This window comes from Acinetobacter proteolyticus (genome assembly GCF_000367945.1).
In the GTDB taxonomy this organism is placed as follows: domain Bacteria; phylum Pseudomonadota; class Gammaproteobacteria; order Pseudomonadales; family Moraxellaceae; genus Acinetobacter; species Acinetobacter proteolyticus.
Genome location: NZ_KB849179.1, coordinates 3500250 through 3516339, shown reverse-complemented (window position 1 = coordinate 3516339; position 16090 = coordinate 3500250). Strand labels below are relative to the sequence as shown.

General features: G+C 40.2%; 11 protein-coding genes. 5 read left to right on the top strand and 6 right to left on the bottom strand.

Features of this window, described 5'->3' with window-relative positions:
• Positions 1-107 precede the first annotated feature (107 nt).
• A complete protein-coding gene (locus F993_RS00790) occupies positions 108-1931 on the top strand; it encodes an acyl-CoA dehydrogenase C-terminal domain-containing protein (protein WP_004657610.1) in 1824 nt (607 codons plus the stop codon).
• Between the two features lie 60 nt (positions 1932-1991).
• On the opposite strand, the gene F993_RS00795 is transcribed toward F993_RS00790, so the two are convergent.
• Complete coding sequence (locus F993_RS00795; RefSeq protein WP_004657608.1) at positions 1992-2663, bottom strand: hypothetical protein; 672 nt, start codon at positions 2661-2663, stop codon at positions 1992-1994.
• 344 nt (positions 2664-3007) lie between these two features.
• Between F993_RS00795 and F993_RS00800 the strand changes: the two genes are divergently transcribed.
• Positions 3008-3277, top strand: a complete 270-nt coding sequence (locus F993_RS00800) for a PspC domain-containing protein (RefSeq protein WP_004657607.1) — start codon at positions 3008-3010, stop codon at positions 3275-3277.
• 71 nt (positions 3278-3348) lie between these two features.
• On the opposite strand, the gene F993_RS00805 is transcribed toward F993_RS00800, so the two are convergent.
• The 4 genes from F993_RS00805 to F993_RS00820 all read right to left on the bottom strand — a co-directional run bounded on the left by F993_RS00805 (position 3349) and on the right by F993_RS00820 (position 7149).
• Positions 3349-4449 (bottom strand): HPP family protein, encoded by a 1101-nt coding sequence (locus F993_RS00805; RefSeq protein WP_004657605.1) that lies wholly within the window; start codon positions 4447-4449, stop codon positions 3349-3351.
• Positions 4450-4560: 111 nt separating this feature from the next.
• The gene (locus F993_RS00810) at positions 4561-4977 is read right to left on the bottom strand and encodes a lysozyme inhibitor LprI family protein (protein WP_004657603.1); all 417 of its coding nucleotides are present in this window, start codon (positions 4975-4977) and stop codon (positions 4561-4563) included.
• 115 nt (positions 4978-5092) lie between these two features.
• A complete protein-coding gene (locus F993_RS00815; RefSeq protein ID WP_004657601.1) occupies positions 5093-5884 on the bottom strand; it encodes a TIGR03915 family putative DNA repair protein in 792 nt (263 codons plus the stop codon).
• Positions 5885-5886: 2 nt separating this feature from the next.
• On the bottom strand, positions 5887-7149 hold the full coding sequence (locus F993_RS00820; RefSeq protein ID WP_004657599.1) for a putative DNA modification/repair radical SAM protein: 1263 nt from the start codon (positions 7147-7149) through the stop codon (positions 5887-5889).
• 294 nt (positions 7150-7443) lie between these two features.
• Here F993_RS00820 and glyQ point away from each other — a divergent pair, with 294 nt between their 5' ends.
• The 3 genes from glyQ to glyS all read left to right on the top strand — a co-directional run bounded on the left by glyQ (position 7444) and on the right by glyS (position 10974).
• Positions 7444-8421, top strand: coding sequence for a glycine--tRNA ligase subunit alpha (gene glyQ / locus F993_RS00825; RefSeq protein ID WP_004657598.1), 978 nt, complete (start codon positions 7444-7446; stop codon positions 8419-8421).
• Positions 8422-8518: 97 nt separating this feature from the next.
• On the top strand, positions 8519-8911 hold the full coding sequence (locus tag F993_RS0119840; RefSeq protein ID WP_228254120.1) for a DUF6678 family protein: 393 nt from the start codon (positions 8519-8521) through the stop codon (positions 8909-8911).
• Positions 8908-10974, top strand: a complete 2067-nt coding sequence (glyS, locus tag F993_RS00830) for a glycine--tRNA ligase subunit beta (protein WP_004657593.1) — start codon at positions 8908-8910, stop codon at positions 10972-10974. Before F993_RS0119840 ends, glyS begins: the two co-directional genes overlap by 4 nt.
• 228 nt (positions 10975-11202) lie before the next feature.
• Here glyS and avs4 read toward each other — a convergent pair whose 3' ends face one another.
• A complete protein-coding gene (gene avs4 / locus F993_RS00835; protein ID WP_004657592.1) occupies positions 11203-15918 on the bottom strand; it encodes an AVAST type 4 anti-phage nuclease Avs4 in 4716 nt (1571 codons plus the stop codon).
• Between the last annotated feature and the right edge of the window lie 172 nt (positions 15919-16090).

Genomic DNA, 16090 nt, shown 5'->3' with positions numbered 1-16090 from the left:
CTGACATTCTTTTCCCTAGTGATTATCAATGTATTTTTATCACCATTGTGAATAATCAAAGTATCGAAACAGATAATCCAAAATGATTCAAATACAGGATTAAGATTATGCCAGCTTATAAAGCCCCGCTCCGTGATATTCGTTTCTTGATGAACGAAATGTTAGATTATCCAGCACATTACCAAACTTTGACAAGTGGTCAAAATGCGGATGCTGAAACAGTTGATATGATTCTTGAAGGTGCGGCAGATTATTGCGAAAACGTACTTTCTCCACTCAATCAGTCAGGTGACGAAGAAGGCTGTAGCTTTAACAACGGCGAAGTCACTACACCAAAAGGCTTTAAAGAAGCATATGACCAATTCGTTATGGGTGGCTGGCAAGGTCTTTCTTATCCAGAAGAATTTGGTGGTCAAGGCTTGCCGATGTCTTTAAACCTGATCAAATCTGAAATGATGGGAACGGCGAACTGGTCATTCACCATGTACCCAGGCTTGAGCACAGGCTGTATGAATACCATCATGCAGTTCGGTACAGACGAGCAAAAAAATACCTATATGCCTAAATTGGTTGAAGGGACTTGGTCAGGCACCATGTGCTTAACTGAACCGCAATGTGGTACCGACTTAGGTCAAGTTAAAACCAAAGCAGAACCTGCTGCTGATGGCACCTACAAAATCTCTGGGACTAAAATCTTCATCTCTGCGGGTGAGCATGATTTAACCGAGAACATTATTCACATCGTATTGGCTCGTCTTCCAGATGCGCCAGCAGGTACACGTGGTATTTCTTTATTCATCGTACCGAAGTTTATCCCAACTGCAGATGGCGGCGTAGGTGAGCGTAATACCGTTTCTTGTGGTTCAATCGAGCACAAGATGGGGATCAAAGCATCTGCAACTGCAGTGCTTAACTTTGACAATGCGACTGGTTACCTGATCGGTGAAATCAACAAAGGTTTACACGCAATGTTTACCTTTATGAATACGGCGCGTATCGGTACAGCAGTTCAAGGTATTGCACATGCTGAGCTTTCGTTCCAAGGCGCTTTACCATATGCGAAAGATCGTATGTCTATGCGTGCCCTTTCTGGTAAGAAAGAACCTGAGCGTGTCGGTGATGCAATCATTCACCATGCTGACGTTCGTCGTATGTTATTGACGCAAAAAGCAATTGCTGAAGGCGGCCGTTCAATGATCTATCATGCTGCAAAACTTGCAGACAAAATGACAGATGCATTGGTCAATGGCGATCAAGCAGCGTATGAAGCTTATGATGACAAACTCGGTTTCTATACACCAATTTTAAAAGGTTTCTTGACTGAGCTTGGCTTAGAAGCAGCCAACCACGGTATGCAGGTATACGGCGGTCATGGCTATATCCGTGAATGGGGTATGGAACAAATCGCACGTGATGCACGTATCTCAACCTTGTATGAAGGTACCACAGGGATTCAAGCACTTGACTTAATTGGCCGTAAAGTCCTGTTAAGCTCGAAAGGTAAAGTGGTTCGTGACTATACCGCTGAAATCTTGAAGTTCTGCGCAACTCACGCACGTAACAAGTATCTTCGTCGTTTTGCTTGGGACTTAACTAAGCTTTGCGCACAATGGAATACCTTAACTGTTCGTATCATGCTTGCTGCACGTAAAGACCGTGACATCGTTTCTTCAGCTTCAGTTGATTTCTTGATGTTCTCTGGCTACGTCATGATGGCTTATTTCTGGGCGCAACAAGCAGTGGTCGCTTCTGAGAAATTAGAAGCGGGTAACGGTAGCGAAACACCTGAATTCTATAAAGCGAAAATCAAAGTTGCCGATTTCTACTTCGACCGTTTATTGCCACGTGCACAGGGTCATGCAGAATCAATGGTAACCACGTCTCGTACCTTGACTTCACTTGCCCCTGAACATTTCAGCTTCGACTACTAATCGAAACTGCAATAAAAAAAGAGCGCTTAATGCGCTCTTTTTATTTTGAGTAAAAATTATTTATTCAACTTTTTTAAATACATAAGCCTGTTCTGGGAATGGATATTCTTTAAAGAATTTACGGTTACGCCCATTATCCCCATTCCAGATTTTATCCAAATCCATCACCAAGTCCTGATTAGGACTGACTTGATAATACAAGTTAACATCCGCAGCATCACAACGAATCATAATTTCGTTGAGTTCTTTATGCACATGCCACTGGACCTGCTTACAGGTTTGCTCAATCTTGGCGATGTTGCGTGACGGATCTGAACCGAGCCGGCTAAAACTGGTATTGGTCCAGAATACAGAGCCATCATCCATTAAATTCAGAATATATTCTGCTTCTTTCTCGTTATTGACACAGCCCGCAAAAGCATCACTACATGGAATACGTGCGTGATAACGGCCCGCATATACCAAATCGGCTTCTGATGGTTGACTTAAATTATGTTTACGGTCCGCAGAATACGGTAATGTTGCTTGGCCAGCCACTTGGGTCAATGAGACCCCTTGAGTATCAGATGCACCTAGTTCCTGTTCATCGACTAGTACTTCGCTTGCATTACGACTCGATTGCATCTGGGCTTGTTGCTTCATTGGCTCAGGATGATGGCTATCACAAGCACTCAAACCAAGACTCAATAGAACTCCTACACTCACATACTGTAAGAATAACCTGAACTGCATATTCATAAATCTCTAACATCAATATCGTTATCGCGTGCTTTTCACAAACAGACCCCGAACTTCCGAAAATATAGGGATCATTGCCGTGTTCGTCTATTCCCCAAATGGGTAATAGCCAATGCGATAGGACTGAAATAGCAAATTGACAAAGCAGTATGCTTTAATTCGGTGCATTTTAGGCGATGCTGTTGGTTTTTCCATCAAGGATTTACACAACTTAACCAATTTCCCATCTGTTTAAACTTTAAAAAATTCAGTTCGACCCTATTTCTTATTTAACAGCATTCCAAACTGAAATAATTTAATTTTTACTGCTGTTTCATAAATTTAAGGAGACAAACTCGATGACCAACTCTGGTTTATATCGCTCAAACCAACAAAGCATGATCGCTGGTGTGATGGGCGGTATTGCGGAACGATTTGGTTGGAACGCAAATTTATTACGCCTGATCTTTGTTGTGATCTCACTCATGAGTGCAGCCTTTCCGGGTATCTTGGTCTATCTGATTTTATGGCTGGTGATTCCAAAACAGCAGCAAGCGCGTGTTGATCATGTGCAAGGTTATAAGCAACCTGTAAAAACAGTTTATGAAGACCAGAGCATAAAACGTTAATTCAATTTAACTTTTGGTCGCTACGGTTGAAATTACCCCTAATCCAACCGTAGCTTTTTTTTATCTAAAATTTAGCCTTGACGATTGAGCAGTTTTTGCAAGGCCGCAATCATATCCGCACGGCTGATAATCCCAATCAAACGCTGTTCTTCAACCACGGGAATATAGTTAAACGACTTTTCTACAAAGTAAGGCACCAAATCCTGAATCGGCTGCTTAGGGCTGACTGTCACGACTTTGTGGCTCATAATTTGTCGAACATAATGTTGCCAAGAGTTTCGTGGATCTGTTGCACCCTTGAACCACTCCACCACTTCATATAAAGCCAAAGTCCCGACCAAATGATCATCGGCATTCACCACTGGCAAACTCATTAAATTCACTGCCTTAAACTTATCTAAGGCCTGATGAATATCATCATGCTCATGTAGCTTAATCACATCACGACTCATAATGTCCTGACAGACAAAGGAGTTCGCCAAACGTTCATTGGCATGTGACTGTGCCTCTAAAATGATTTTTTCTAAATCGTACTGACTAATATCCAGTAGCTCAGTGTGATGCTCTAAAGCATATTCAATATCTTTCGGTTGAATTGAGACTTTCTGAGTGGGTGTCGGGTCTTTCGATCGCTCATTCACATGTGCCGTAATTGGATAATGACGGCCAATCAAACGATTAAAAAACACTGCAAACACAAGTAATAAAATTGAATTAAGCAGGACTGGATACAAAATGAAATGAAAACCTAAGCGGTGTACAGCTTCTCCCCCCAATACCGCAGTAATCGCGACTGCGCCACTCGGTGGATGCAAGGAGTCTGTGGTCATCATCACAAAAATCGCCAACCCAACAGCAATGCTAAAAGCGCTGGTTAAATCGGGTAGGTATTGTGTACAGGCAACACCAATACATCCGGCCAAGGTATTTCCGACAATGACATTCCAAGGCTGCGCCAACGGGCTATTGGGTACTGCAAATAGCAGCACAGAAGATGCGCCCATCGGGGCGATATACCACGCATTCATGCCCCCTAGGACATACCAGCTAATCAAGGAGGAAATCGCCAAACCACATAAAGCCCCGAGGCCAGAGAGCATCCTCTCTTTTAAAGGCAGGACTTTATAATTTGGTTTTAGAAAATTTAGCCAGTCTGATTGGGTCAAGCTCACAATGCACCTTGCTGGATTCGCGTGGTTCTACTCGATGCAGAAGTATACGCCTACTCAAGTTTAAGGTGTATTTAAATTACAGTTTTAAATCATGATAAAAGCTGCTCAAGATCAATTTAAATATTCTCTCAATTGCTCCAATCGTTCTGCATATTTTTGCATCGGACAAAATTCATACATCGGTGAGCCGATATAAGCACCTGCATTCCGGCACTCTTGATCCACAAAATTTTTCCAGAGTTGTTGCGATTTCATGATGTCGTTATATCGTTCAGGCTGCTTATATTGCTTGCTCTGAGTTTTAATTTGATCCAGTAATTGTACGATCTGTTTGGTATAAAGCGTTTTAGCCCTTGTACTACAGATTTCTACTACTGCATTATTGATATTTCCCAACTTTAATTCTTGAATGGTTTCGTCAACACATTGGCTATAAGGGTCTATGGTTTTATCCTGTGCTTTGGCAAAAACATCGGCACTCAAACCTGTCATTGCAAGCAATACAACGGTGAACATTAATTTAGTCATTGATCTGCTCTTTTGTTCTTTTCATATTGTTTAATCATAATCAAAAATCACACCCATACTTATTTTTTTATTCTCATATGTTCTAAGAATATTTTTTCAAAAAACAGAAATAGCTTCAAATCAATTTTTCATTCAGATAACGCCAATATCGCTTCGGTAGATATTGCACATGCAATTTAATATTCTGTCGTTCTTTAATATTAATACTCTGAAAATAATCTTTCCAAAGCTGATCATATAATACTTCCTGCTCATCAAGCTCTAATTGAAAACTTTGACTCCCCCCCTTTTGCAAATTGCAATCAATTTCATACGCATCCATAAACACTTCGTGGATTTGCTGCAGATCATAATAAAGACCATAGTTACGCTGTTCATCATAAATCAACCAACGCTGATCCTGATAGCGCCGTTTAAAATGCGGCTGAATTAATGGCAGCACATTAAAATCGGGACGAACCAAACTCAAAAACAACCCATCTGTAGTTTTCTTAAAACGCACAAAAGCCTCCATCCGATGCTTTTCACGCCCTACTTTTTTGGTCCACTGAGAAATGGCCAACACACTCGGATGTAAATAATCTTTTTCTATAGAATGCGGCTGTTGAAAGACATAGATACAGTAATTAAAAAGATGCTGATACGCCTCCAATGACTCCGACAAAGACGCAAAATAAATCTGCTTTAATGCAGCTGGAGAAAGCTTTTGTTGTAAGGCAGACCATACCCGTTGGGCGTGTTGCTCATGACTCGGAACCTCAATGACTTCAGAAAACAAGCCATGTTGTGCTCCATCCAATAAACCAAGCTGAACCTGAAACTCTTTAAACTGAAAGGCATGAAATACGCAACTCAGTAAGCCTGCCATTGAACCATCAAAATAATAGCTCAGTTGCTCATTTGACATGGTTAAAATCCCAAACTCAACTGAGGTGAAAGCGGCTTGATATATTTAGATGAGCCTTGGGTCAAAATTTGCTGACGGATAAAACTTGAAGAAAGTTCTTTCTGAAAGCGAGGACTATCCTCACAACGAATAAAATACTGTGCACGTGAATAGGCCACACCCAATTGCTTTAATAAATCGACATGAATTTTGCCAAAACGACGCGCCTGTACAATTTTCTTGGCTGATTTCACCCCAATGCCCGGCACGCGTAAAATCATATGGTAGTCGGCACGATTTAAATCCACCGGAAACTGTTCAGGATGACGCAATGCCCAACTGAGTTTCGGGTCAACATCCAGATCCAGATGCGGGAAGCGTTCATTAACGATTTCATTGACCTGAAAACCATAAAAACGCATCAACCAATCACTCTGATAAAGTCGATTTTCGCGTAACAAGGGCGGTGCTGAACCCACTGCAGGTAGATAATTATTCTCGGTATTAATCGGGATATAGCCTGAGAAATAGACTCGCTTTAATTTAAATTCTTTATAGTGCCGATCTGCCATAAACAGCACATCTTGATCCGTTTCCTGATGTGCCCCGACTACCATCTGTGTGGTCTGTCCTGCGGGGACATATTTCGGCACATGCTTGATAATCTGGCGTTCATCTTTAAGTTGAATCAAGCGATCCCGAACCAGCCCCAAATCTTTTTGTACTTCCTGATGCGACTTTTCAGGTGCAAAAGCTTTTAAACCGACCTCGGTTGGCATTTCTAGATTGATGCTCATCCGATCGGCATACAGACCCGCTTCATGAATCAATTCAGGTGAAGCCCCCGGAATGGTTTTAAGATGAATATAGCCGTTAAAATTCTCTTCCAAACGCAGTTTCTTCACCACTTGCAGCATACGTTCCATGGTGTAGTCGGCTGACTTAAAAATACCTGAGCTCAGAAACAGCCCTTCAATATAATTACGACGATAAAAATTAATGGTCAGATCAACCACTTCTTGTACCGTAAATGCAGCCCGTTTCACATCATTGGAACGGCGTGACACACAATAGGCGCAATCAAAAATACAGACATTGCTGAACAGGATTTTCAGCAAAGAAACACAGCGCCCATCTTCGGTATAGCTATGACAAATCCCTGCCCGACTGGCATCACCTAGACCTTTGTCTTTATTTTTACGGTCACTGCCACTGGATGAACAGGACACATCATATTTGGCAGCGTCCGCTAAAATTTGCAGCTTTTCACGAATGCGATCAGACATTTCAAACGACCTGAAGAAAACAGAGAATATTGTTTTAAAATTAGCATTTCAAAGTTGTGAAATTAAGAGCATGTGAGATGCAATACGTCATGAGCTGACGTGAGGATTGTTCACTTTAAATCCAGACGGTTCATTTCAACGTTATTTAATCGATCTATACATATAATTAAGAAGAGCCGCTCTATTTTTTATTTCTGATCAGAACTTGCTGGCGAAGTGCTAGAAGCCTTTGCCACTCCCCTACAAAATCCTTATACTTAAGCACAATTTTTGTTTGATTCCAGTGGATGCACCATGAGTCGTGCTATATCGCATATTGATACCTTTCAGGGCTTAATTCTTGCCCTACAAAACTATTGGGCGGAGCAAGGCTGCGTCGTATTACAGCCATATGATATGGAAATGGGCGCAGGTACTTTCCACACTGCAACCTTCTTACGGGCATTGGGGCCAGAAACTTGGAACGCGGCTTATGTTCAACCTTCACGTCGTCCGAAAGACGGTCGTTATGGCGAGAACCCGAACCGTTTACAACACTACTATCAGTTCCAAGTGGTACTTAAGCCAAACCCAGACAATATCCAACAGCTTTATCTTGATTCATTAAAAGCCATCGGTATTGATACCCTCACTCACGACATTCGTTTTGTAGAAGACAACTGGGAATCTCCAACCCTTGGTGCTTGGGGCTTAGGTTGGGAAGTTTGGTTAAATGGTATGGAAGTGACTCAGTTCACTTACTTCCAGCAAGTCGGTGGTATTGAATGTTACCCAGTGACAGGTGAAATCACTTACGGCTTAGAACGTCTGGCGATGTACCTTCAAGGTGTGGACTCAGTTTACGATCTGGTTTGGACCAAAGGTCAATTCGGTACCGTAACCTATGGTGATGTATTCCATCAAAACGAAGTTGAGCAATCAACCTATAACTTTGAATACGCACCAGTCGACAAAATGTTTGAATTGTTTGACTTCTATGAAGCAGAAGCATCTCGTTTAATCGAAGCTGAACTGCCACTTCCTGCTTATGAGCAAGTGATCAAAGCATCGCATTGCTTTAACTTGTTGGATGCACGTGGTGCGATTTCGGTAACTGAACGTCAACGTTATATTTTACGTGTCCGTACTTTGGCGCGTTCAATTGCTCAAAGTTATGTGGCGGCCCGCGCGAAACTTGGTTTCCCAATGGCAGAACCACATTTGCGCGATGAAGTATTGGCTCAACTTAAAGCACAAGTTGAAGCAGAAGCTTCATTAAAAGCAAAAGACTAAAGTTGTTTTTCTGATGCAAAATCCTCACTCTATTGCCCATTATGGTATTGACGATCAGCAGCAAAGTATTGCCAATGCCGTTAAAAATGGTCAATAGGTGAGTGCTGCCAACAATACCAAGTGGTCTGAGCTGATCACATTTATGCAAAATGACGACTGGAGTCCTAGTTATCGTTATTGCTGGATCAGTAATAAATTTATCAGCAATTGGGATGTTGAGTGGTTTGGTCATTTACCCTATCCATTCGCAGGGGTGTTATGGCTAGACTTAAGTACATTAGAGCATCAGGTTGAAAAGCCTTGGGGACATAAAAAAATCATTGACCACTCGGCTCGATTTAAAAATTTATTGGTAAAGATTGGTTTAGAGTTTGAACAACGTGAAGATGTCATTCGGATTTGGGGATACCTACCCAAAGATGAAACAGATTTTCCACCCCAGACCAACTTTGTACAGCCACACCATATTTTTTCGGATACATGGAAATGACACATACCGTACTATTTGAATTGGGTTGTGAAGAACTTCCACCCAAAAGCTTAAAGACTTTGCGTGACGCACTTAAAGCAGAAACTGAAAAAGGTCTAAAAGATGCGGGCTTAAATTTCGCCTCTGTCGAAGCCTATGCTGCACCACGTCGTTTAGCATTGAAAATTGTTGATATCGATGCTGCTCAAGCGGACACGCAAAAACGTTTTGATGGCCCTGCGGTACAAGCGGCTTATGATGCTGAAGGCAAACCGACCAAAGCACTTGAAGGCTTTATGCGCGGTCAAGGCATCACGGCTGACCAACTTTCGACGTTCCAAGCAGGTAAAGTTGAAAAAGTTTGCTTCTTGAAGGATGTCAAAGGTCAAAGCCTTGATGCTTTACTGCCACAAATTTTACAGACTGCATTGGATAACTTACCCATCGCAAAACGTATGCGTTCAGCGGCAAGCCGTACTGAATTCGTACGTCCAGTAAAATGGGTAGTATTGCTGAAAGATGATCAAGTGGTTGAAGCAACCATTCAAGATCATAAAGCAGGGAATGTGACTTATGGTCATCGTTTCCATGCACCTGAAGCTGTGACTTTGGCACATGCAAATGACTATTTGGCGACTTTAGAACAAGCCTATGTGGTTGCGAACTTCGAAAAGCGTCAAGCGACGATTCAAGCACAAGTCAAAACATTGGCAGATGAAGTCAATGCCACTGCCATTGTGCCAGCTGACTTGCTTGATGAAGTAACAAGTCTTGTTGAATGGCCTGTTGCTTTACGTGCGACCTTTGAAGAGCGTTATTTAGCGGTTCCTCAAGAAGCGTTGATCACCACCATGCAGGATAACCAAAAGTATTTCTGCTTAATCAATGCCGAAGGTAAATTACAGCCTTACTTCATTACCATTTCAAATATTGAGTCGAAAGATCCGATTCAAATTATTGAAGGAAATGAGAAAGTTGTACGTCCACGTTTGTCTGATGCGGAATTCTTCTTCTTACAAGACCAAAAGCAACCGCTTGCGTCTCGTAAAGAAAAATTAGCCAACATGGTGTTCCAAGCACAATTAGGTACACTTTGGGATAAATCAGAACGTATTGCTCAATTAGCAGTGGCATTGTCTCCAATTACCGGTGCAAATGTTGCTGATGCTGAGAAAGCTGCGTTACTTGCGAAATGTGACTTAACCTCTGAACTTGTAGGTGAATTCCCAGAACTTCAAGGGATTGCCGGCACTTACTATGCGCGCCTTGAAGGTGAAAATAGCGAAGTTGCCGAAGCCTTAGGTGAACAGTATTTACCTAAGTTTGCTGGAGATGTATTACCACAAACCAAGACAGGTACAACCATTGCGCTTGCGGATCGTTTAGACACATTGGTCGGTATTTTCGGTATCGGTCAAGCACCAACAGGTTCTAAAGATCCATTTGCATTACGTCGTTCTGCAATCGGTATCTTGCGTTTAATCATCGAAAATGAACTTGATGTGACGATTGAAGAACTCGTTAACTTTGCATTGCAAGGTTATGGCGACGTTGTTAAAGATCACGATAAAACCCGTGCTGATGCGGTTGCATTCCTTGAAGGTCGTTACCGTGCCAAGTATGAAGACCAAGGCGTAGCGGTTGATGTAATTCAAGCGGTTCAAGCACTTGCACCAAAATCGCCACTTGATTTTGACAAGCGTGTGACTGCGGTCAATCATTTCCGTACCTTGCCAGAAGCAGCTGCACTGGCTGCGGCAAATAAACGTGTTGCCAATATTCTTGCTAAAGAAGCGACACCAGAAGGTGCTGTGGTTGAAGCGAATCTGGTTGAAGCTGCTGAAAAAACACTTTATGCAGAATTGTCTGCCCTCACACCTGTGGTTCAGCCATTGCTTGCTGCACGTAACTATACCGAAGCATTGTCTAAGCTGGCTGCGCTTCGCGCACCAATCGATGCCTTCTTTGAAGGTGTAATGGTCATGGCAGATGATGCTGAATTAAAAGCTAACCGTTTACGTTTATTGGCTCAATTACGTGATTTATTCACAGCGATTGCAGATGTAAGTGTATTACAGGGTTAAGCCTTTATAATACTTGATCTTTTTTAAATAAACCCCGCTATAAATTGGTGGGGTTTATTTTCGGCAATTTAGTTGACGGTTTTTCTAAAAGTAGCGGACACAGCATATTTTGGTTTATTGCTCATCTAATCTCTCCTGAGAGTACTAACGTCCGGCTCAACTGCCGGAGGTCAGATTGCAGCCACTTGTTATACGGCATTTGATTAATTCATGCCACAATGTTTTTAGCTAGGCCACATCTTCTCTCAATAAATAACCAGTAATGGAATATTGCTCAACTAGAAAATCCAAAACCACCATTGACTGTGTCCTTAAATTTGGTGTTCGTCTCACTTTGTCATGATTTTTGAATAAATACCTTCTCATATATCTTTCCAAGTAAAATAGAGTATTTCCTGATTTATCCTTTGATATATCAATATCAAATGTCTTTATTGCGTTACTGATCCAGTAAATACCATCATCTAAAAATTCACCCCCTATGCCGCAAAGAAGTTTGCTGATGCTATATATAAAAGATGATTCACCACCTATTTTACTGCTTAAATCACTAAAAAACTCTTTATTCTCAGGAGAAAATGTATGCCATGTCGTTGCTTCATCCTTCCAATAAATTCTTGCAAATAAAAAAGATTCGATTATACGCTCCCTATTATGCCGCCAACCTTGCGTACTTATTGAATCAACAATGTGGCTCTTAAATCGGTTCCATACATACCAGAATGAGTCCGGCATATTCAGCGAGTCTTCAGCGCTAACAAATTCATTTAATAAATCTGCCATACCTTCACTCAAGGCGAAATTATCGGTAAAATATTTAAGGTATTTATCCTTCTCGCTATTCTCTAGATGAAGGATAAAACGAGTATAGTGCTTCAAAAATTCATGTCTGAAAGCATAGTCAAGACGGTCTTCTCTATCATGTGAGAGTAATTGTTGTGAAATTATCCTAACAATTTCCTCGGTAAACGGCGCTAGCTCCTTGTGCTGGCTTTCCAATGGTGCAAGCTGAAAAGCCGTTATCAATATGTCGTTATCTATATTTTCAATATTGTCTATGGCGGCTTCTGTAATGGTTTCGTCTTCGATACTCTCTGCTAAACCCTCTAATTCTTTCAACAATTCCTGTTCAAAGTTATTTTTGTCAATATCATATTTGTGCTGCTTATATGCTTCTTGTCTTAAGCGATTCTGAACATCCCTATATTTTTGAGCAATTACCAAATACCCAATGCACAGAGACTTCATGAACTCAGGTTCACTCTTCCATAAGTGCTGAACGGCTTGAATAGCTACTGAATTTATTCTATCCGTTCCCATCATCGTTATTGGATCATGCCTCATTAATGCTTTGATTAATAGCAACTTGATAGTTAGTCTTTCGTTCGGAAAATCTTCTACCAATCTTGGGAGTACAAATAACGCAGGAACAAGGCCATCGCCGATCTGGTGCATGTAATCATCATTATTGACAATATTTGCGTACTCAAATATGACTTCCCTACAAAATTCTAGCTCAGTTTTTCCTAATTTTCCCTTAAAGTCTCGCAATAACACAGCGCATACATACGATGGTGTGGCTCGATCAAACAGTAACGCTTCACCCAGGTTGCCTTCTGAAAGCTGATCCCATATTTCTTTTGCCTCGCCCAAAGCAGTCAGCGGATCATTTTCATATGATTCATATTTTATGTAGTTATCTTTATTATAGAGCCTGCTATCAGCCCATATTTTTAAACCGGAATGTGCAAATGGCTTGCTCGCCTCTCGCTGAGACGTTTCACTATATTCCTTAAGCTCAGGATCAATCTCTGGATTGAATTCTATTGCTATACCATTTTCTACTTCTTTTGCTTCAGGTGACATTTTTCTTTTGTCCATACGGGCTAAATATAAAAGCCATGTTTTATCTCGATGATTTTCGTGTCCCTTGTCTGGTAAATTTTTGTAGTGGGCATCTAAAGTTTTCCAAATTTCCTGAAGCCTCTCCTCTGATTCCTCTTCACTTATTTCCTCTGTTCTAAAAAACTGATATTGAAGCGCTATATCTTCTAATGAAAATTTCCGATGTTTTTGGTCGCAAGCGCTTATTCTTTCATTTTCGTGATGCTCATTGATCCGATTAATACTAAAATTTTTTAGCGAAGTAAGCTGAGTTTTATGTGTTTGATCCAGCATCAATCGAGATGTGTCATAGAAGAAAAATTCCTTTGTCCTGAATAGAATTCTCGCCGTATTGAATGTTTTCTCATGAAACGCACATACAATGCTTGCAACAACCGCCACAAGCGCAGAAGATTCAGATCTGCTTAGGATATAAATTAGATAATATTCAAGTGTTTGAGTTTTGGTGTTTTTGCCTCTCTCAAGAAAGAAGCGTTCTAGTGACATTAATATTGATTCTAACAAATCAGGGTTTACCTGTGTTCCTCGGTACATGCACCAAAGTCGATTTGAGATAGGTAGGTCAATTTTCTTTCCATCATCTAGTAACAATGTTGCTGTTTCAATCTGACCGTTATCAAGGCTGGATTCCGCATATTTTTTTGAAGAATAATTTATTAGGTCGGCAATGAAGTCTAGAGTTAATTCTAAATTGGTTTGCAGCAGGGCGTATATGGGTGTTTGATAAGCACTGGCAGGGTAATAGTCTTGATGCCCATTCTCAATGCCAAATTCATGATTAATCTCTAGTCTTGATCCATAAAAATAATCGTCATTTTCTGGTGGTTCATACATCCAAAGGCACTTGGCTAAAGCGATCACTTTTTCCGGAATTTTCATAGCAACGTTGAAGCATTCCATTTTGGTTAAAATGAATTCACTCATAAGATGATATGGATCGTTATGTCGCCTCCAATTCTTTTGAATTATTTCATCAATGATGGCTTCAAGTTCATTTTTGATTTCACCTACCCCATACAGAATGGTGAGGATCAACTCCTTGGAAAAACCTTCATCCCTAATATAGACGTTGTTTTCGATTACTGATTTGTAAAACGATAATGCAATTAAGCTGGAATATTTAGTTGCGTCTCCAGACTTGTTGTGGCTGTTCCAGTCGTAAAGGATGGGCAATACAAACCTGAGATTATCTACACCTATATTATCGATATTATTATTAATGAACTTAATTAGTGAGTTCCATCCAGTGCCTTTTGGTCTAGTTATTACATAATCCATTGACAATATGTCAGGCGTTCGCACGTCAAGCCTATAAAAAAGACTATTATCTATTTCCTTGCACCCTATTCTTATTAACAAGCATATGCGCTTGAGAAGACTGAAGTCATCTTGCAATAGTAATTTTTTGCTGATATTAAAAAAGTACTCCGAGTAGTCGGACAAAAGCATAGAAACTAACGCTTCATCTTTCCACAACTTGGCTATACTGTGAGATGATAAGGTTTCTACGATAAGATGACTAACTTCTTCATTTTCGGTACTTAACTTCTCTGATAGCCACCGCCTAAAAGCTCTTCTGATGGGCAAAGACTGCTGTATTTTATCAAAAAATATTTCTGTATTTTCTGAGGATAAAAAGCTACCTTCGACGAATTTTCCCAGTGCCCACTCTTCATAAATGTCATGAGTAATAAAATATCCTCTATTGGGCTCATAATTAATAATCCCTTCAACAACTAAAGCATTTTCTACTTTTTCATTGGAGTAACTAATGTCAGGAATGACAAAAAATTTTCCTGTATTGGCTCTTTCTTTAGCAAGGCTAATAAAAAACTGCTCTCTTTGAGGAGATCTTTTCGTAATGACTCTCGGCCACAGAGACTCCTTGAACTCAAAGTAACTAGCGCCTTTGTTGTCCTGATAATGCTTCAAATATTCTCTCAGATAAAATGGAGTCAATATGAGTGTTTTAAATTTCTTGTCGTCTGGGATAATAAAATCATGTTTTTTAGCAAGCTCGAATAATGCATCTTCATCCAGCTTTTCTATATATATCGACTTAAAGCTAATTTTGTACACTTCATATAGCTGAAAAATCAAATCATCTAAGTAAGTATTTCTCGTAGTGAACCATACCTTCCATCCAGTTTTGATTAAGCTGGATAGATACTCTTTAATTGGATCAGTATTTTCTAGAGCAAGTAAATGCTCCGCAGAGTCAATAACAACGGTTTTATTATCGGCCCCATCATGTGCATCAATAAAATCTTTTAGAAAAATGCCTGACAAAAACTCGTTCAGACTACAAACAGAAAATTCCGTAGCTTTATGGACGTAAAAAGCATCGTTTGCACCTTTTTTTCCATATAGCTCTTTTATTAATGCTGTTTTTCCTATACCGCCTTCTCCACTTATAATTAACGCGCTGGCTTCTGACTCTTCAACTTCAGATATTAAATCAAAGCGATTAATTGAAACATCTTTGTCGCCAAAAGTAATTACAGTTTCAATATCATCTAGAATTGCGCCTGTGTGAGATTCAAACGATTTTAAAAGTCCAAATAAATTATCAGATTGGGTGAAGAAATATGAAGTGATCCGGCTACAATCATCTACAACAAACGGCGACTCGAAATAACTACAGCATCTCCACTCAATTACTAAGTTGTTGTCTTTTGCCTTTTTTTCTGCGTCTAGTTTACCTTGTGGTTCCTTTCCTTTGTTTTGACCCCACTCTGAATTTGTATAGAAAATTATTTTATTTAAATCAGGGTAATAACGTTTCGCCTTTGTAATTGTTTCTAGTATGTCATTTTTGTGGCTAGATAATGCCGTCTCATAAAATTTAGCCTGCCAGCCAACATTAACTCCATTTGAGGAAATTGGATTGGTCTCTATTGCGGACTGGTTCTTGTAGCGAAAAATTCCAGTTTTAGCTTTAAATTCATTGCAGAAAAGTAGATAACACATCCACTCAAACGCATCTTGTGGATTTTCAGAGAACTTTGTTTTAAATATTTCCCAATCAGTTTTAAACAATTTTACTTTTCCTTTTTGACTAGTAGCTGATATTAAGCGAATAAGATTTGACAGCAATACATTAAAATCAGCTTTAGTTTGAAATCCGAGACCCGCTTGATATCGCCTAACTACTCTTATGCGGCAGAAGTGACATATAAGATTCCAACCTCGGCTTCATAAAATAACTATT